The sequence below is a fragment of the Komagataeibacter sp. SM21 genome (genome assembly GCF_041402665.1).
GTDB lineage: Bacteria > Pseudomonadota > Alphaproteobacteria > Acetobacterales > Acetobacteraceae > Komagataeibacter > Komagataeibacter saccharivorans.
In genome coordinates, this window is record NZ_JBGLOV010000002.1 from 1 (window position 1) to 17989 (window position 17989).

The 17989-nt window shown below is 59.4% G+C and carries 18 protein-coding genes and 1 pseudogene; 9 read left to right on the forward strand and 10 right to left on the reverse strand.

Annotation, left to right across the window (positions count from 1 at the left end; all coding sequences use genetic code 11):
- Positions 1 to 8: 8 nt before the first annotated feature.
- A complete protein-coding gene (locus ACBR42_RS01955) occupies positions 9 to 731 on the reverse strand; it encodes a replication initiator protein A (RefSeq protein ID WP_371207164.1) in 723 nt (240 codons plus the stop codon).
- 156 nt (positions 732 to 887) lie between these two features.
- Positions 888 to 1109 carry an AlpA family transcriptional regulator gene (locus tag ACBR42_RS01960; RefSeq protein ID WP_061508591.1) on the reverse strand — a complete coding sequence of 74 codons (222 nt, stop codon included), beginning with the start codon at positions 1107 to 1109 and terminating at the stop codon, positions 888 to 890.
- 109 nt (positions 1110 to 1218) lie between these two features.
- Between ACBR42_RS01960 and ACBR42_RS01965 the strand changes: the two genes are divergently transcribed.
- Positions 1219 to 2070 carry a winged helix-turn-helix transcriptional regulator gene (locus ACBR42_RS01965; RefSeq protein ID WP_371207166.1) on the forward strand — a complete coding sequence of 284 codons (852 nt, stop codon included), beginning with the start codon at positions 1219 to 1221 and terminating at the stop codon, positions 2068 to 2070.
- Here ACBR42_RS01965 and ACBR42_RS01970 read toward each other — a convergent pair.
- Positions 2057 to 3253 (reverse strand): annotated as a pseudogene (locus ACBR42_RS01970) (tyrosine-type recombinase/integrase). The gene ACBR42_RS01965 and the pseudogene ACBR42_RS01970 sit on opposite strands and share 14 nt — an antisense overlap.
- 305 nt (positions 3254 to 3558) lie before the next feature.
- Positions 3559 to 5163: a glutamine-hydrolyzing GMP synthase gene (gene guaA, locus ACBR42_RS01975; protein ID WP_102323399.1), complete on the reverse strand. Its 1605-nt coding sequence runs from the start codon at positions 5161 to 5163 to the stop codon at positions 3559 to 3561.
- A gap of 174 nt (positions 5164 to 5337) precedes the next feature.
- Between guaA and ACBR42_RS01980 the strand changes: the two genes are divergently transcribed.
- The 3 genes from ACBR42_RS01980 to ACBR42_RS01990 all read left to right on the forward strand — a co-directional run bounded on the left by ACBR42_RS01980 (position 5338) and on the right by ACBR42_RS01990 (position 6668).
- Entirely contained in the window at positions 5338 to 5721 is a 384-nt protein-coding gene (locus tag ACBR42_RS01980) for a hypothetical protein (RefSeq protein ID WP_102323398.1), read from the forward strand.
- A gap of 96 nt (positions 5722 to 5817) precedes the next feature.
- Positions 5818 to 6327 carry an NUDIX hydrolase gene (locus tag ACBR42_RS01985; protein WP_110547863.1) on the forward strand — a complete coding sequence of 170 codons (510 nt, stop codon included), beginning with the start codon at positions 5818 to 5820 and terminating at the stop codon, positions 6325 to 6327.
- Entirely contained in the window at positions 6324 to 6668 is a 345-nt protein-coding gene (locus tag ACBR42_RS01990; protein ID WP_102323396.1) for a response regulator, read from the forward strand. The genes ACBR42_RS01985 and ACBR42_RS01990 overlap by 4 nt, the downstream gene beginning before the upstream one ends.
- A 21-nt stretch (positions 6669 to 6689) precedes the next feature.
- Here ACBR42_RS01990 and ACBR42_RS01995 read toward each other — a convergent pair whose 3' ends face one another.
- Both ACBR42_RS01995 and ACBR42_RS02000 read right to left on the reverse strand, forming a co-directional pair.
- Positions 6690 to 8150, reverse strand: a complete 1461-nt coding sequence (locus ACBR42_RS01995) for an ArnT family glycosyltransferase (RefSeq protein WP_371207167.1) — start codon at positions 8148 to 8150, stop codon at positions 6690 to 6692.
- Complete coding sequence (locus ACBR42_RS02000) at positions 8147 to 8617, reverse strand: Lrp/AsnC family transcriptional regulator (protein ID WP_102323394.1); 471 nt, start codon at positions 8615 to 8617, stop codon at positions 8147 to 8149. The genes ACBR42_RS01995 and ACBR42_RS02000 overlap by 4 nt, the downstream gene beginning before the upstream one ends.
- 140 nt (positions 8618 to 8757) lie before the next feature.
- Here ACBR42_RS02000 and trxB point away from each other — a divergent pair, with 140 nt between their 5' ends.
- Both trxB and ACBR42_RS02010 read left to right on the forward strand, forming a co-directional pair.
- On the forward strand, positions 8758 to 9714 hold the full coding sequence (gene trxB / locus ACBR42_RS02005; RefSeq protein WP_371207168.1) for a thioredoxin-disulfide reductase: 957 nt from the start codon (positions 8758 to 8760) through the stop codon (positions 9712 to 9714).
- Between the two features lie 107 nt (positions 9715 to 9821).
- Positions 9822 to 10709 (forward strand): LysR family transcriptional regulator, encoded by an 888-nt coding sequence (locus tag ACBR42_RS02010; RefSeq protein ID WP_102323392.1) that lies wholly within the window; start codon positions 9822 to 9824, stop codon positions 10707 to 10709.
- 82 nt (positions 10710 to 10791) lie between these two features.
- On the opposite strand, the gene ihfB is transcribed toward ACBR42_RS02010, so the two are convergent.
- The 4 genes from ihfB to ACBR42_RS02030 all read right to left on the reverse strand — a co-directional run bounded on the left by ihfB (position 10792) and on the right by ACBR42_RS02030 (position 13370).
- Complete coding sequence (gene ihfB, locus ACBR42_RS02015) at positions 10792 to 11088, reverse strand: integration host factor subunit beta (RefSeq protein WP_102323391.1); 297 nt, start codon at positions 11086 to 11088, stop codon at positions 10792 to 10794.
- 26 nt (positions 11089 to 11114) lie between these two features.
- Positions 11115 to 12044, reverse strand: a complete 930-nt coding sequence (sppA, locus tag ACBR42_RS02020; RefSeq protein ID WP_371207169.1) for a signal peptide peptidase SppA — start codon at positions 12042 to 12044, stop codon at positions 11115 to 11117.
- Between the two features lie 66 nt (positions 12045 to 12110).
- The gene (locus ACBR42_RS02025) at positions 12111 to 12569 is read right to left on the reverse strand and encodes a MucR family transcriptional regulator (RefSeq protein ID WP_371207170.1); all 459 of its coding nucleotides are present in this window, start codon (positions 12567 to 12569) and stop codon (positions 12111 to 12113) included.
- A 387-nt stretch (positions 12570 to 12956) separates the two neighbouring features.
- Complete coding sequence (locus ACBR42_RS02030; RefSeq protein WP_102323388.1) at positions 12957 to 13370, reverse strand: helix-turn-helix transcriptional regulator; 414 nt, start codon at positions 13368 to 13370, stop codon at positions 12957 to 12959.
- 202 nt (positions 13371 to 13572) lie between these two features.
- On the opposite strand from ACBR42_RS02030, the gene ACBR42_RS02035 reads away from it, so the two are divergent.
- The 3 genes from ACBR42_RS02035 (at position 13573) to ACBR42_RS02045 (ending at position 17960) form a co-directional block, all read left to right on the forward strand.
- Positions 13573 to 14361, forward strand: a complete 789-nt coding sequence (locus ACBR42_RS02035; protein ID WP_371207171.1) for a sulfite exporter TauE/SafE family protein — start codon at positions 13573 to 13575, stop codon at positions 14359 to 14361.
- 47 nt (positions 14362 to 14408) lie between these two features.
- Positions 14409 to 15647 carry a UdgX family uracil-DNA binding protein gene (locus ACBR42_RS02040; RefSeq protein ID WP_371207172.1) on the forward strand — a complete coding sequence of 413 codons (1239 nt, stop codon included), beginning with the start codon at positions 14409 to 14411 and terminating at the stop codon, positions 15645 to 15647.
- Positions 15648 to 15755: 108 nt separating this feature from the next.
- The gene (locus tag ACBR42_RS02045; RefSeq protein WP_102323385.1) at positions 15756 to 17960 is read left to right on the forward strand and encodes an FUSC family protein; all 2205 of its coding nucleotides are present in this window, start codon (positions 15756 to 15758) and stop codon (positions 17958 to 17960) included.
- The last annotated feature ends 29 nt before the right edge of the window (positions 17961 to 17989 follow it).

The window sequence follows — 17989 nt, forward strand, 5'->3', positions numbered from 1 at the left end:
CGCCCGCATCAACGACACTCCCAACCCACGCCTCCATGAACTCCTGCCCTGGCATTGGAAAACCATTGCTCAAGGCGAGAATAACGTCGCTGCCTGATCACGCCCGCGTCTCTCGCCGGATGGTTACTCAACGTCGCGGTACTACCGCTTTTCGCATACAGGACCATCACAGATACGCGCCATTTTGGCTGAAGACCACAATGTTTACGGGCAAGTTCATATATGCGCCGCTCAAGCGGCTTGCGGAGTTTGAAGTAGTCCCGTGACAGGGTCAGAACCCGCATGGTCGTAACAGAACGGAATAGCCAGTGTGGCAAATCCACCTCAATGGCTGTCACACGATCATCTGTTGGCGACTTTTCTACAATCCGCCATGAATCGATCAGTCCAAAGCCGCGTCGCTCACGCTGTCCGTTCGTCTCAATGTTAGTCTCGATGCCAGTCCCTCTCAGCCTGGCCAGCATACCGACTATACGGCGGTAGCCGACACCCCCTGTTGAGCGGTTCGTGCTACGGAGAAAATCATAGGCCGTAAAACGGACTGTTGGTGTTATGGGGCGCCCACGGTTCTTGGCCTCCACCAACTGACTGATGCAATAAATCCATAGGTCCTTGTCATGTATGGTCGCACAACCATCCGCCCCGGGCTTCACGGTCACCACGAGACCGTTACGCTCATAAGTTCTTACACGCCTATCGCCCGCCTTTAACGCAAACAGTGGATGCTCCATGCTAACCGCGTCACCCTTTGGTGCAGCGGCCAAAATGTCTGCAACGAAAAAGCCTTCCCGATGGCAGAGGTCTGCTGGGGAACCTTTTGATGCCTTGCTGACGGCACGCTGTTCCCAGAGAATGGGAGACACAGGCGTTACAAACAAGCTCTGAAATCAGAAGCGCATACCAGGACGCTGCGCCTGAGCACCCTGTGCCTTGCGCGTCTCAATCCACTCTATGACCTCTTCAAGATCCCACGCCACGTTTCTACTGGTCAGCGCGATACGGCGGGGAAACTCGCCACGCCGCTCCATATTGAAGATGGTTCTCTCGGCCAATGGAATCATTGCGTGAAGTTTCTTGCGATCAATAAGAACCCTAGCTGTGCTTTCCATATTTCTCTCCCCAGCACCTCTACGACAATGTGCGTGAGGTTACCTGCCACTGCCTGCTGCGGCTGGGAAAAAGATAGAATTTGGTTGACACCAAGGGTATAGGTTGACCATGGCCAAAAACACCGAAACCTACCTTGCTTTTGACCCAGTCCTTGAGCGCATGGTTATCCAATCGGAAGCGACTGGGCGCATGAGAGCCAAGCTGAGTGACAACCATGCATGGTGTTTTTGTGAGCTTTGCGGAAATCTTACAGAATATTCAGAAGTTCGGTCTGCTCCGGTAGTGGTAAAAAGACTAAAAAACGGGAATGCTAAGCGCGTTCACTTGACAGAAAAAATGATATTATCAGGAATTAAAAGGGCGCAGAAATTAGCAGAACGTTATTCTGAAGCTTTATCTGGGAAATATGGCCCCCTCGAAGCAGCTCATATGATTGCGCGTTACTGTGATATTGTAGAGATGCGTGCAGATCGCTCTTTAGAAGGCTTCCTAGAAGCCATTGAGCCAAAAATGATTTTACGAGAACAGGCTCGTCATGGTGAGATCGCCTGGGCTACCCGACTGGCAAAATCTCACCCCGACAGTGCAAAGCCTAGTAAGTTGTATTGCGAGAGCCACAATCCCCGGAGAAGTATTACTTCGAGAAGAGCCTATCAACGTGATCGAAGATTCATTTGGGAATACCGTGCCCTGATGGAACAGATTTGGAGTCATGGTTTCAAAAATTCGACTCTCTCTGGCTGGGATATTGAAGAGCATGCGTACGTGCGGAGAGAAGCTTATAGACAAGTCAAAGCCTTACGATCTCCCACAAGCATGCTTGATGACTTTCTCTCAAAAGGCACGATGACGCAGGCTGAAATAGCTCGAGAACTAGGCATTTCCCGCCAGGCTGTTTCGGCAGCCATCAAGCGGCGCGACTTAAAAAACGCCAAGAAAGCGATCGTTAACGTGGCTTGATCGTCCATTCATCAATCATGTCAGCCCAGTCTTGCAGCATAGCGGTTCGCTGCTCACGATATTCAGCTTTGTTGTAGACGGCTCTTACCCCTTTCTGTTCATGGGCAAGGCACTTTTCGATCCAGTCAGTATTATAACCTGCCTCGTGCAGCAGAGTGCTTGCCGTCCTGCGCAAATCATGAGGACCAAATTTTGCGAGCGGCTTTCCTTCTTTCTGAGCGAGCCTGTAGGTCAGCGTGAGTACCTGATTGAGCGTGGCACTACTCATCGGCTGATCGGTGTCGTAGCGGGACGGCAATATATAATCTGAGCCCCCGGAAAACGTCTTCAGGGCAATGAAAATATCGAGCGCCTGTCGCGACAGAAATACCAAATGGGGGTTGCGCCGCTTCATCCGCTCTTTGGGGATCGTCCAAAGCGCCTGACTAAAATTGACCTCGCTCCACGTTGCGTTGGTCAGTTCGCTCTTTCGGACCATCGTCAGCAAAAGCAGCTTGGCTGCGGCCCGGATCGAGGGGGTCGTGCCAATGCGCTCGATGTACTAATACATCAGCCCGATCTCTTCAGGCGTCAGAGCGCGATCCCTTGGCTCAAATTTTGCTATGCTGGTCGGACGAACCAGTTCAGCCGGATTTTCGACCTTCTGCCCTCGTTCGATAGCCCACCGGTAGACCTGGAACATCACCTCTCTTGCGTGGACCGCAGTCGCCGGAGCGCCACGTTCGACGATGGCGTCAGTCAGCGCCCGCAGGTCTTCATGGGTAATCTCCACAAGCTTCTGACTGGCGAATTTAGACTTCAGCTCACGCTCGTAGACGGATTTGCGCATGTCACGAGTTGAGTCCGCCATCTGATATCCGCGCAGCCACTTCTCGGCCCACGCTCCGAACGTCTCCACTCCCTTGATACGCGCCTTTTCGCGAGCTTTTTCTTTCGCAGGTGACTTACCTGCTGCAATCAGCTTTTTAGCCTCTCCTAATTGCTCACGGGCTTCGGCCAGAGTGATGCCTCCAACGCCGTACCGCCCGAAAGTCAAAGTCTCTTGCCTGCCATGAATCGCATAGTTATATCGGAACGATATGCTGCCCGCAGGCGTAACCGCAACGTACAACCCATCGCGGTCATTCACCTTGTAGAGCTTATCCATCGGCTTGAGGTTGCGCAGTTTGGTATCGGTCAGCATCGGTTCGTGGCACCCACATAACGATACCATGATCAAAAACCGCCAGAATAATCAGAGAAATCTCTTTTTATTCAATTGGTTATGAACAATTGATACCATGACACCCACAAAGTGCCTGACATGGTATCAACAAAAATCATGGCATCAGACTCAGTCAGTGCCACGCACTATGCCATAAAAAATAACTGCTTGGCGATACCGTTCGGTGCCAGACAATGCCGGGTCAAAAAACAAAAAAGCCCGCCTTTCTGCGGGCTTTAAGGCACTTCCATGCCGGGTGGTGCCACCCTATACCAGACGCGAGATCATTCCCATTCAATCGTTCCCGGCGGTTTGGATGTGATGTCATAGGTTACGCGGTTCACGCCGCGGACTTCGTTGACAATACGCCCGGCCACGCGGTTCAGGAAGGACATGTCGAAGGGATAGATATCCGCCGTCATGCCATCAGTGCTGGTAACCGCGCGCAGGGCGCAGGCGTAATCATAGGTGCGTCCGTCGCCCATAACGCCCACCGTGCGCACGGGCAGCAGGACCGCGAATGCCTGCCAGATGGCGTCGTACAGTCCGGCCGTGCGGATTTCCTCAAGGAAGATCGAGTCAACACGACGCAGCAGGGCCAGCTTTTCACGCGTGATCGCACCGGGGATACGAATGGCCAGCCCCGGACCGGGGAACGGATGCCGCCCTACAATGGCTTCGGGAATGTCCATCTCACGGCCGAGTTCGCGCACTTCGTCCTTGAACAGTTCACGCAACGGTTCGACAAGCTGCATTTTCATCCGGTCCGGCAGGCCACCCACATTGTGGTGCGACTTGATGGTAACGGATGGGCCGCCGGTAAAGCTGACACTCTCGATCACATCCGGATACAACGTGCCCTGCGCCAGGAAATCGGCACCGCCAAGTTTCGCGGCTTCTTCCTCGAACACTTCGATAAACAGGCGACCAATCGTCTTGCGCTTGATTTCGGGGTCGCTCACCCCTTCCAGCGCATTCAGGAACAGGTCGGACGCATCACGGTGGATCAGATGGATGTTGAAGCGGTCGCGGAATGTGCGGATGACTTCATCTGCCTCTCCTGCGCGCAGGATGCCGGGGTCAACGAAGATACACGTCAACTGGTCGCCGATGGCCTGATGGATCAGCACGGCCGCGACGGAGGAATCAACCCCGCCCGAAAGACCGCAGATCACACGCCCCTTGCCCACCTGCTGGCGGATACGGGCAATTTCCATGTCCCGGAAACCCGCCATGGTCCATGTGCCACGGCAGCCCGCCACATCATGCGTGAAATTGCGCAGCAGGGCCGCGCCATGGGGCGTGTGCACGACCTCCGGATGGAACTGCACGCCATACATACGGCGGCCCTCATCGGCGATGATGGCGAACGGCGCGCCTTCGCTGACCGCAACGGCCTGGAAGCCCGGCGGCAGCTTGGTCACGCGGTCGCCATGGCTCATCCACACCTGCTCACGACCACCGCGCGCCCAGGTTCCGCGGAACAGGGCACAGTCCTTGATGATATCGATATGCGCGCGACCGAATTCGCGGTGTTCGGATGTCTCCACCGTGCCACCAAGCTGGCGGCACAGCGCCTGCTGGCCATAACAGATACCCAGCACCGGTACGTTCAGGGCGAACACCACGTCAGGAATGGTGGGCGCGCCCTCGTCCAGAACGCTGGCCGGGCTGCCGGACAGGATGATCCCCTTGGGTGCGAAAGCGCGAATCCGCTCCGCCGTGCTGGAATACGGCCAGATCTCGCAATACACGCCGCTTTCACGCACGCGCCGGGCAATAAGCTGTGTAACCTGACTGCCAAAATCCAGGATCAGAATACGGTCTTCGTGCAGGGCCTCATCAAGCCCTGCCGGAGGGGTGGCTGTATTCACGGTGTCGTTCATCATGTGTCTTTCGGTCGCGGCATTATCGATAAACTAGGCTTCCAGCATGAGCGGGTGACATATTGCAAGGCTGGGATGGCCTTTCCGATCCAGATAGCACACTATGGGCGCTCCGGCAGGCAGTCTTTCAGTCCTGTTGTCCCTGCCGGTTCCCGAACCGAATCATATGGTTGCCCCATGACCGCACGTCCCGTTTTCCTGCTGGCGATTATCTGCTTCGCAGGCTTTCTTTCCTCCGCCGCCACAGCCGATGCGCTGCATGACCCGACCGGGCTGTGGACGGGCAGGCTGGTCACGGATCAGGGGACATGTGACGAGACACGCGATACCTCCACCTTTCAGGTGGGCACGAAGCGCATCACTTTTACCCCGTCTGACGGATCAATCGTGCTGCGTGGCGTGCCGGAAAAGGGCAATGCCCATTACCATGCGGAAGCACTGGTCCAGCAGCCTTCCGGCGCGCCCTTCCCCATGGTGTTCGAGGCCCATCCGGAAGGAAAGACCATTGTCGGCACCTACGGCACCCCACGGTGCCGCGCACATATCGTGCTGAAACGCTAATCCGCGCCGCCTGCGCGGGCCACCGATCACGCAATCGGGAACACACTGGTCCGATACAGGCATGGATGCGGGCGGGCGATCCTATATATTCCCTATATGTCTGATAACATGACACTTGCTGGTGCTGTCCTGTCGATCGTCGTGCGTGACGGGCGCATGCTGCTTGTATGCAGGCGCAATCCGCCCGATCAGGGTCTGTGGGGCTTTCCGGGCGGCCGCATTGAATATGGCGAAACATATCTGCAGGCGGCGGCGCGGGAACTACGTGAGGAAACCGGCTTTCAGACCCATGCCGAAGGCACGCTGACCGCTTTCGACCTGATCGATCGGGATGGGAGCGGGCACATCCGTTTTCATTATCTGATCGTGGCCGTGAAATGCCACGACAACGGATGGAGCGCCATTCAGGCAGGGGATGATGCCTGTGATGTCGGCTGGTTTGATCTGGCGCAGGTTCGGGCCAACCCGGCAGCCTTCAGTCCCGGCCTGCTGGAACTGGGCACGCTGGCCCTGTCCGATCGGGGGATCGCCCCATGGCCGGTAGCCCCACAGATCCGTACGCCCGGCAAAATCCCTGAACACAAGACCGAAAGCCTGCTGTCATGACCCAGACCGCCTCTGCCCTGATTGTCGAGGACGAAGCCACCATAGCGGAACTGGTCGCCACGATGCTGGGCACGCATGGCATCAACGCCACCATAAGCCCCAGCGTGGCCGATGCCATGCGGCAGATGGAAACCGGCACCTTCGGCCTTGCGCTGGTGGATCTGACACTGCCCGATGGGGAGCCCGACGCCCTGATCGCCGCCGCACGCGCGCGGGATTGCCCCATTATCGTCATGAGCGGCGATCCGGACCGTCTGGCGGGTTATGCGCCGTTGCCGCTGCTGGAAAAGCCCTTCCGCATGAAGGCGCTGCTGGATCAGGTCAGGCTGGCCCTGCCCTGACAGGGCAGGCTTTACGACCTGTTATCCGGCGGGCGTTGGTAGGCGTGCAATCGTCTGCCGTTCCGTAGCAGACAGGTCATCACGCAGGCGGACGCGATACAAATCGACCATCTCTGCCACATGACCACGCCTTTCGCGCGCCAGCCTTGTCATCGGTTCCACTTCTATAAAATCATCACGGCTGAAAGAACGCCGTGGGTTGCAAACCATAACGCCACTGCCCGATATGTCATGGGACAGGTTGAACAGCGCCCAGCGCGGCTCCATTCCCACCACGATCCGTCCGGGCATGACCGCAGCCAGTTCCGCAGCCGTGCCGTAATCGCAGGCCGCGATGAACTCTCCCGCAGGGACCTGTGCTGCAATACGTGAAGCCAGTTCCCGCCATCCGGCCATCTGCCGCAGGGCGACATCCGTATGCGGGGATAGCGGCAGCGGGGCAAAAAGCGCCTGTATATAGACAAGTGCCCCGATCAGCAGACCACCGCCCGCAGCCCAGCGCCACCAGCGCCACGCCACGACTGCCGACCCCACCGCCAGAACGGGATAGATCACAACCGGCCAGTTCGCCTGCACCCGGTCACCAAGGGCATGCTGCATAAAGACACAGGTGGGCAGCAGCGCCATACAGGCCAGCAGGGCAGCGCCGGGCATCTGTCGCGCACGCCGGACCAGTCCGACCTGCCCCCAGATGAAAAACGCGGCGATGCCCGGAGTCATCAACCCCACCTGCCCCAACAGCAGTTCGCTGACAAACTGAACGGCCCGACCGGGATGCCAGTCCACCGTCCGACCACCCTGCCGCACAAAACTCGCCCATCCATGTGCCGCGTTCCACCACACCACAGGCAGCACGCACAACGCGGCCAGTGCGATACCACCCGCAAGGCCCATCCCCTGCCTGCGCGCCCATTCCGGTTGTCTGGCCAGACGCACCACCAGCCACACAATGATGCCCGCAAGGGGCAGGATGGCAGTATATTTGCTGTCGCAGGCCAGCCCCGCCGCCACACCCGCGACCAGCCACCACCGCTGTCCGCTCCCCGCCACAACGCGCCCCATGGCCCAGAGCAAAACGGACATGAAGAACACAAGTGGTCCATCCGGCGTGATCACAACCGACTGGATCGCCATGGCAAGGGTAGCCTGCAACGCAATACACGCCCGCCACGCTCCAGACTGCGTTACATCAGGCAGGAGGTCACGCACCGCGCGCCATATAAAAAAGGAACTGCCCGCACCGGCCAGAACCCCGATCAGCCTGACGCCAAAGGCATTATCCCCGCCCGCCAGCATGCCCAGCCGTATCCACGCCGCCACCATGGGGGGATGATCCAGATACCCCGCCGCGGGCGCAAGCGCCCACACCCGGTAATAGGCTTCGTCAGGTGAAAGTGGCAGGACAGCAGCCACAACCAGCCGTAAGGCCGCCAGCACGACAAGCGTATACAGCCACCGGCGCGGGCTGTACCCGGTGGTCACACAGGCACGCCCGGCCGGTTGAGGCTGGTACGAATGGTCTGCAGGGTCTGCACGCGCACCACATGCGGCGCTTCCGTCAGTTGCCGGGTCAGCAGGTTTTCATGCGTGGCGTCCCGCGCCATGAGCCGGACGAGGAAGTCACCACCGCCACGGATCATGTGACATTCGCGCACTTCCGGCCACGCCGAGACCTGATTTTCAAAGGCGGACAGGACCGCCTCCTTCTGGCTGTCCAGCCCGATCAGGGCGAACAGCGTGATCGACCAGCCCAGCCGGGCGGCATCCGTATCGGCATGATAGCCACGGATCACATGGTCTTCCTCAAGCCTGCGCATGCGCCGCAGGCAGGGGGGAGCGGATATGCCCACGCGCCGGGCAAGCTCCACATTCGTCATACGTCCGTCCAGCTGAAGTTCGGCCACAATACGACGATCAATCGCATCCAGATCAGCCATCCGCTCCGCCATGAAAGTTCCATTTCCCGAAAACGGGCGCCTGCCGCGCCCCTGTGCCGCAATAATGGCACACTTCCTACTCCAACCCTTGCACGGACGCCAGTGGACGACCATACCAAAGGAAATTGTGACAATAGGGTTATTCTGATCTCATGCCCCAGACCTGTTCTACCGATATGCTTGTCATTGGCGCAGGCCCCGCCGGTTATACCGCCGCCATCTACGCGGCACGCGCGAATCTCTCCCCCGTTCTCGTCGCCGGGCTGCAGCCCGGCGGCCAGCTCATGATCACCACCGATGTCGAGAACTATCCCGGCTTCGGCAAAGGGGTACAGGGGCCGGAACTGATGGAGCAGATGGCCGAGCAGGCCCGCAATGTCGGCACGCGGCTTATCGATGACATCATCGTATCGTGTGACTTCAGCCGTACCGACGGGACCGGCCGCTTCTACGCCACCGGCGATTCCGGTACATTGTACGAGGCACGCAGCGTCGTCATCGCAACCGGCGCACAGGCAAAATGGCTAGGCATCCCCGGTGAGAAGGAATTCCAGGGTTCGGGCGTATCCGCCTGCGCCACCTGTGACGGCTTCTTCTATCGTGGCAAGCGCGTGGCAGTGATCGGTGGCGGCAATACAGCAGTTGAAGAAGCCCTGTACCTGACCCACCACGCCGATCATGTAACCCTGATCCATCGTCGCGACAGCCTGCGTGCGGAACGCATCCTGCAGGACCGGCTGCATGCCAACCCCAAGGTATCGGTCATCTGGAACAGTGTGGTCGAACGCATAACCGGCAGCGGCACGCCACCCGTAGTCACGGGGGCCGACCTGCGTGACATCGTGACCGGTGCCGAGCGCCATATCGACGTGGATGGCGTGTTCGTTGCCATTGGCCATGCCCCCAACACCACAATTTTCCGTGATGTGGTGGAGATTGATACGGACGGTTACATCGTTACGGCACCCGGTAGCACACGCACCTCAGTGCCGGGTGTATTTGCCGCAGGTGACGTGCAGGACAAGATATTCCGGCAGGCGGTGACCGCCGCAGGCACGGGCTGCATGGCCGCCCTTGAGGCCGAACGCTTCCTTGGCGCCATTGTGTAATGACTCCGGAAGAGTCCTTGACCTGCATCAACATTTCCTTCACCACAGCCACAGTAGTGTCATAACATTTGACGCGCCCTTATTAGATAGCAAAGCGGAGTCAACGCGTGGACTGGGATAAACTCCGGATATTTCATGCTGTAGCCGAGGCAGGTTCCTTCACCCATGCGGGCGACGTGCTTAACCTGAGCCAGTCTGCGGTATCGCGGCAGATTTCCGCCCTGGAAGAGGCATTGCAGGTTCCCCTCTTCCACCGGCATGCCCGGGGCCTTATCCTGACCGAACAGGGTGAGACACTGAACCAGACGGTGCGGGAAGTCTTTTCCAAACTGGCCATGACCCAGTCCCTGCTTACCGAAAGCAAGGAAAAGGCGGCCGGGCGGTTACGGGTCACCACGACAACCGGTTTCGGCACCTGCTGGCTGACGCCACGCCTGCACCGGTTCATGGAAACCAACCCGGACATTTCGATTACCCTGATACTGGAAGATAACGATCTGGATCTGGGCATGCGTGAGGCGGATGTGGCGGTGCGCATGCATCCGCCCCGCCAGCCGGACCTGATCCAGCGGCATCTGGCCGACTTCCCGCTGCCCATCTACGCATCGCAGTCATACCTGAACGACCACGGCACGCCCCGCACGCTTGAGGAGCTTAATGCCCACAAGCTGGTCCTGTTCGGGGGCTATCATCCGCCAGTGCCGCACATCAACTGGCTGGCGGAAACGGGCGTTCCTTCCGATGAGCGCCGTCAGGCGCGTCTGGAAGTCAACAGTCTGGCCGCCATGGCGGGCGCAATCGCGGCTGGTATCGGCATCGGGTCAATCCCGCTTTACGCGGCATCGCAGTACCCCAATCTGGTCAAGATCCTGCCGGAAGTGCCGCTACCAACCGTTGATGCCTACTTCGTCTACCCGGAAGAACTGCGCACGTCCAAGCGCGTGGCCGTATTCCGCGATTTCCTGCTGGCGGAAATCAACGCCCGCCATCACTGATACAGGCCCTTCCACCACGCTGGCGAAATACCCAGCGTGGTGCCTGCCTGCCCCTTCCCGATCAATGCACGGAACAGATTAGTCAGTCAGCACTTCCGTTGGCGTGATTGACGCGCTCGCGCAGTTCCTTGCCTGCCTTGAAAAACGGCACCACCTTTTCATCCACCGACACGGTTTCCCCCGTGCGCGGGTTACGACCCGTGCGTGCATCGCGCTTCTTGATGGTGAAGGCGCCAAAACCGCGCAGTTCAACCCGATCCCCGCGCATCAGGGCATTGCTGATTTCAGCAAAGATGACCTGAACAATACGCTCCACTTCCCGCATGGGAAGATGTGGCCGGGCAGCAGCAAGTTCGGCAATCAATTCCGATCTGGTCATCCTGTTCCCCCTTGTTATACAAGAAATTAAAGTTTCCAGATCGCAACAGCCCCGTCAAGCGTACTGCTTTCCTTAATTAAAAATTCTGCCCCCGGCAGCGCCGACAGCGCCCCCGCGAACCAGCGCCGCCATTTTACCCGCGTGGCCGCAGGACCAATATCCGTAACCGGCGCGGTATCGGGCAGATGCGTGGTTTTCAGCAGCCATCCGCGGGCATCCGCCATCGAACCAAGCTGATCCACCAGTCCCAGCGCAAGCGCCTGCTGCCCGGTATAGGGTCGGCCATCAGCCAGTTGCCGCACGCGATCGACTGGCATATGTCGCCCCTGGGCCACAACATCGACAAAAAATCCATAAAGATCCGTAATAACACCCTGCAACATCTCCCGCCCTTCGGGTGAGAGTGGCTGCACGACAGAAGGCTGCCCCTTCATCGGACCGGACACAAGCTGATCGACATGCACCCCCACCCGATCCAGCAGGCGCGAGACATCAGGCGATTGCAAAATGACACCGATTGATCCGGTCAGGGTCGAGCGGTTCGCAAAAATACGATTGGCAGGCACCGACACCATGTAGCCTGCGGACGCCGCGACACCACCCATGGACACGACCACCGGCTTGCGGCGCGCAAAAGCCGCCACGGCATCATGCAGCAGTTCCCCACCGGTTACCGCGCCACCAGGGCTGTTTACTTCCAGAACCAGTCCCTTGACCGTCGCATCATCGGCAGCTTTCTGAAGCGCTTCGATATTCTCATGCTCGTCGGCGGTGATAATGCCTTCGAGCTTCAGATGAACCAGATGCGGCGCGCGACCGGTCCAGCCACTGCCAGAGGAACGCGAAAATCCGATAAGGCAGGCCAGAACGAAAAAAGCCACAGCGCCGCCCCGCCAGAACAGTAACCGGCGGCGAAGCGATGTGGCATGCATGATCATGTCGGGGTCAGTATCCATGACACTGACCTATCATGGATACTGCGCGCGACGAAGGTGCGCAGGACACCGATGCGACAGCTACCCTTATTTCCGGCCGCGGCGGGCAGGTTTGGCAGCCGTGGCATCCACCGCTGCGGACGCTGCCGTTATCTTGCGGCCAAGCCCGATTTCACGCGCAAGGCTGGATCGGCGTTCCGCATAACTGGGTGCAACCATCGGGTATTCCGGCGGCAGGCCCCAGCGTTCCCGATACTGTTCGGGCGTCATGCCATAGGCGCTGTGCAGATGACGCTTGAGCATCTTGAGCTTTTTGCCGTCTTCCAGACAGATGATGTAATCCGGGAACACCGACCGCCTGATGGGCACGGCGGGCTGGAGCTTTTCCGGCTCCTCCACAGGCCGACCGACAGTCGCCAGCGCCTGATAGACGTTACGGATCAGGTCCGGAAGATCAGTCGCCGCGACACTGTTATTTGAAACATGTGCCGACACGACCTGTGCCGTCAGTTCCAGACATGAAAAATCCTGCTCGGTATCAGACATACGTTATTCCGCGTTTCTCTCAGTAAATAACAGTCGCGCCATATTGGCGAGCCATTCGTCTAAAACGATACACCATTACTCAAACAGGCACAACGCGGACACATCTTCACAGTATATCCATGCGCGAAAATGGGACGATTTCATTGCCATGAAACCCTCAATATTGATGGTAATGCCATTTTGAAATGTTTGTTTTTGTAAAAAAACCGCTCATTTTCTTACAAATTCTTTTCTACCTCCGGTTGCCAATGGCCGGATATAAGGGAGTATTGGCCTGATGCTGCAATCTGGGATGGTAATTCCTCCCATTATTCATCACAAACTGCCGGGCCTTCATCGGGGTTCACATAAACATGCCTGCGACCGCCCTGTAGTCTGGTACAGATGTCAGGCGTCCACGCATATTCGCGCAAAACAGGCCGCCGCCACATCCTGCCCTGCATGAGAAGCGGGCATGGCCCCTGCCTGTTCACCCAGCAGGGCACTGAGCTGATCCATGCCAAAATCCGGATCGCAGGCAGAACAGATCAGGCGAATGCGCATTTCCTCCATACTATCCTTAATGCTGTAGATAACCTGTCGCGCCTCCTTGCGTGTTACAACGATTTCAGCCCGGCGGAGTTCCGCAAGCTGCTGGCTGAGGGTGGGCTGGCCGATGCCGGTTTCAATTTCGATCTGACCGACACTTTTCTCACCATCCAGCAGGCAGGCCAGCACCATCAGCCGCTGCGGCTGCCCCAACAGACGCAGGCGCTGCGCCAGATTCTCCGCCACGTCACGCGTTCTGGGCAGATTGATCATATGCTTTCCCCTCAGCCACTTTCCACCGCGATGGTACCATATCCACCGCCCTCACAACACCATCCCTGACCATTCAGCGCCCGGAACACGCCTTGCCAAAATAGATACATAATATATTAAATAGATAAACAATCATCATTCCCCTCACCCGCCGGGACAGAGCCACGCATGACACACCCCACCTTCAAAGCCGTCTCGCCCCATGCCTGACCTGTGGCAAATCCTGCCGGGCCTGTGCAGCGGCGGCATGATCGGCTTTACGCTGGGGCTGGTCGGGGGCGGGGGCTCGATCCTTGCCGTGCCTTTACTGCTTTACGTGGTGGGAATTTCCGATCCGCACCGGGCCATTGGCACCAGCGCCCTTGCCGTGACCATCAATGCGCTGTGCAGTCTGGCCAGCCACGCACGATCAGGCTGCGTACGGTGGAAATGCGCCACCCTGTTCACCTGTTGCGGCATCGTGGGCGCACTCGTCGGGGCAAGTTGCGGCAGGATCATCAACGGGCAGCACCTGCTTTTCCTGTTCGCGCTTATCATGCTGGTGGTAGGCGCCCTGATGCTGCAGGGAAACCACGACACCGGCCCGACACCATGCAGACCGGAACGGACATCCGTGCTTCCGGTCATCGTCTACGGGGGGCTGACCGGATTCTGTTCAGGCTTTTTTGGCATTGGTGGCGGTTTCCTGATCGTACCTGCCCTGCTGGCTGCTACCGCCATGCCGATGATCAATGCCATCGGCACCTCTCTGGTGGCGGTGTGCGCCTTTGGCATGACCACGGCAATTACATATGCCGCCGCGGGCATGGTTGATATGCCCATGGTCGGCATTCTGGTGGCAGGCGGCATTGTCGGCAGCATGGGCGGAACCATGCTGGCACGACATCTGGGCGACCGGCCGCAGCGGCTGCGCATGATTTTTGCCTATCTGATTTTCATTGTGGCATTCTATATGATGTGGCGCAGCGCACAGGCGATGGGCCTTGTCTGATACAGGCACGCACGCCACGCGTTCTTCACTGCCGGACCTCCTGCCCCATGCCACAATCCGTCGTCACCCTGGCGCATCCGGCTGATTTCGCGCAGTGGCGCACCGCCACCCGCATGCTGATCAGCCACAATGTCCAGCCCGATGCGATAACGTGGCGCATCGCATCGGACGAAGCGGACGGTCCACCCGATTCAGCCTCGCACGCCGCAGACGCACAAAACACCCGGACCTTCAAAATTTCCCGCGACACGCTGCGACTGGCCGCCGATGTCATCCAATCCATGCTGCCAGACCGCTTCGCCCTGGCCTACGCCCTGATCCACGCCCATGCCACAGACACGACACTCAGCGCCGACACGCTGGCCCGGATGGAGGAAGCAGCGGAAACCGTCCGGGCGGAAACCCGGCTTTTACGCCAGAACCTGTTCAGCACCATGCGCCATGAAGGCGACAGCCCGCAATGGCATGGCACGCTGGATACACAGACCCATGTTCCCGAAAGCAATGCCCGTTTCATCACCTATCAGCTATCGCTTGCGCCGTGGCGGCTTGCCCTGCCGGGGCGCGAACTGCGCTGGACGGGCAAAAACCTTATGGCGGGACCAGTGGACAACACCGTCCCCATAACCTTTGCAAGCCTGCCGCCCCCGGCCCTGCCGCTGGTAACGGATCTGGATATTGGCCGGATAACTTCGCTACGCGCCGTGGCGCTGGCGGCAAAAACCTGCCTGATATGCCCCATGGCCCGCCACGCCACCCAGACGGTGTTCGGGGAAGGCCGGACGGATGCCCGCATGATGTTCGTGGGCGAGCAGCCGGGCGACAGGGAGGATATTGCAGGCCGTCCCTTCGTCGGTCCGGCCGGGCAACTGTTTGACCGCGCCCTGCACGAAGCCGCAATTGCGCGTGATGACGCCTACGTGACCAATACGGTCAAGCACTTCAAATTCCGCCCCCGCGGCACCCGTCGCATCCATGAAAAGGCAGGGCGGGAAGAAATGGTGGCCTGTGCGCCATGGCTGGCGGCGGAGCGGCGTATCATCCGCCCGCACGTTCTGGTCATGCTTGGAGCCACGGCGGCATCCGCCCTGCTGGGGCGCGCCGTTACAATTGGTCGCGAACGCTCCCGCCCCATTTCGCTGGAAGACGGAACGACCGGCATCGTAACCGTGCACCCTTCCTATCTGCTCCGCATTCCCGATGAAGCCAGCCGTGCGCGGGAATATGCGCGCTTTGTTGATGACCTGCGTCTGGCGGCCACCCATCTCCAGCCCGCAGCGCCATAATGCCGCCACGAGGAAAGCCGATGCCAGATATGCGCTCGCGACACCATTACGTGATGCCAAGATGCGTTATGGATTGACACGCCCCCATGTCGCCGGAAGCCGTATATCGTGCCTGCAGACCTCAATTTTCTGCCCCCGTTCCTGACCCGTGTTTTCAGCGGAAAATATTTCCCCACCCTCCGCGCCCCCGGCTACGCACGGATGAGTGGCCTGAAATGGCTTTACGCCCCCACACCTGAAGCCCTTGCCTTTGCCATCCGCACCACGGTAGCGGCGCTGATGGCCCTGACCATTGCCATGTGGATGGAACTGGACGACCCGCCATGGGCGGCCATGACCGTATGGATCGTGGCACAGGGGTCGCGCGGGGAAAGCCTGTCCAAGGCGCGGTGGCGCCTGGTCGGGACCGCCATCGGGGCCATAAGCGCGGTTGTACTGGTCTGCTCGTTTCCGCAGGCGCCATGGCTGTTCTTTCCCGCCATCAGCATCTGGATCGGCCTGTGCTGCATGTGCGCGACGCTGGTGCGCAATTTCCGGTCCTACGCACTGGTGCTGTCGGGGTATACCTGCGCCATCATTGCGCTGGCTGCCACGCGCCAGCCTGACAACATTTTCATGATAACCATGTCGCGCACGACCTATATCGTGCTGGGAATCGCGTGCGAGACACTGGTTGCGGTCCTGTTCGCCCATAACCTTGCCGGGGCCGCGCGCAAGAACATGCGCCAGAAAATCCAGATGGCGCTGAGCAGCGCGACCGATGCCGTCGCCAACCTGCTGGCGGGGGATGACGCGGCGTTCATCCGCTCGCGCGCGCTGTTCGGCACCATTCTGGCCATCAATGACCAGATCGAGTTCAGCGAGGTCGAAATGGGACCGCACGGGCACGAAGGGGACCATGCCCGCGCGGCCCTTGCATCCGTGTCGGTCCTGCTGTCGCGCGGGCTGGGCATGATGGCGCGCATCCGGGCGCTGGGCACCACCAATGAACAGTTTACCGAAAGCTCGCTGCTCACGCGCACCTTCCTGCTGGGGGTTCCGGCGCGGCTGGAAAACGACAGCGAAATTCCCCACATACTGCACGACCTGCAGGATCTGCGCGGCGTGTGCCGCCAGCGCATCATTGATGCACTGACACACGAGATCAGCGCAGCCCAAAGCATCGAGACGACCGATGTGGATGACCTGCTGAACTGCCGCATCCTGCATAACGCACTGGACGAACTGCTGGGCGAACTGGAACAGGCGATACGGGAGTTCGATGCCAGCCAGCACGAAATCCGCGGCGATCATTTCCATTTCCGCATCGAAGCGCATCGTGACTTCAAGGAAGCCGCCTATAACGGTGTCCGCGCCGCCGTGGCGATTGGCGTCGCCGCCCTGATATGGGAAGTCACGGCATGGCCCAATGGCGTCGGGTTCATCACAATGGTAGCGGTGACATGCGGACTGTTCGCCACACGTGAAAACCCGGTGGTCGGCACCATGAACTTCCTGCGCGGCGCGTGCTGGGCCGTGCTGGTTTCGGGCTTTCTGGTGCTGCTGTTCCTGCCCCGCCCGGCGGAATTCGAAATGCTGGCCGCGGTCCTCGCCCTGCCCATGATTGCTGGCGGCCTGGCCGCACGCAATCCGGCCACGGCGGGCGCTGCTGCATCCTACTGCCTGTTCCTGCCCAATCTGGTGGGGCCGGGCAATCAGACCCGACTGAACGAAATCGCCTATTTCAACGCATCCTTCGCGCTGCTGTGCAGCATCGGCTTTGCCGTGCTGATCTTCCGTGCGGTACTGCCCTTCAATAATGATGAAGAACGCTGGCGCATGCGCAACCGCACGCTGCATGACCTGCGCCATCTTGCATCGGCCCATCCCATGCCGCGCACCCAGTCGTGGATCGGGCGCAACACGGACCGTTTCTCGCGCCTGATCCGCCATGCGGGACCGGCGCCGACCCCCACCATCGAAGCCTATCTGCAGGGTACGCTGTCGGCCATGACCATCGGGCTGAACATCATCCGCCTGCGCACCGTGCAGGAACGCGGGCAGCTTCCCCCTGCCGCCGACCGGGCCATCGAACTGTTCCTGACCCGCATGTCCCAGTTCAGCGGGCGCTACGGACGCTTTGGCCGCACGGCGCGCGTGGCGCGCGGGGCCACACGTAGCCTGCGCCGACTGGAAGCCGGGGAAGGCAATATTACATCGCGTATCGAGATTACACGCGCCATTGCCTATCTGCTGGTCATTTCCTATGAACTGGGCGCAAACGCAGCCTTTCTGGATGCCTCCCAGCCCTATCGTGCCAATGACGCATCATAACGCCCTGTCATGACGCATATGGCGGGAGA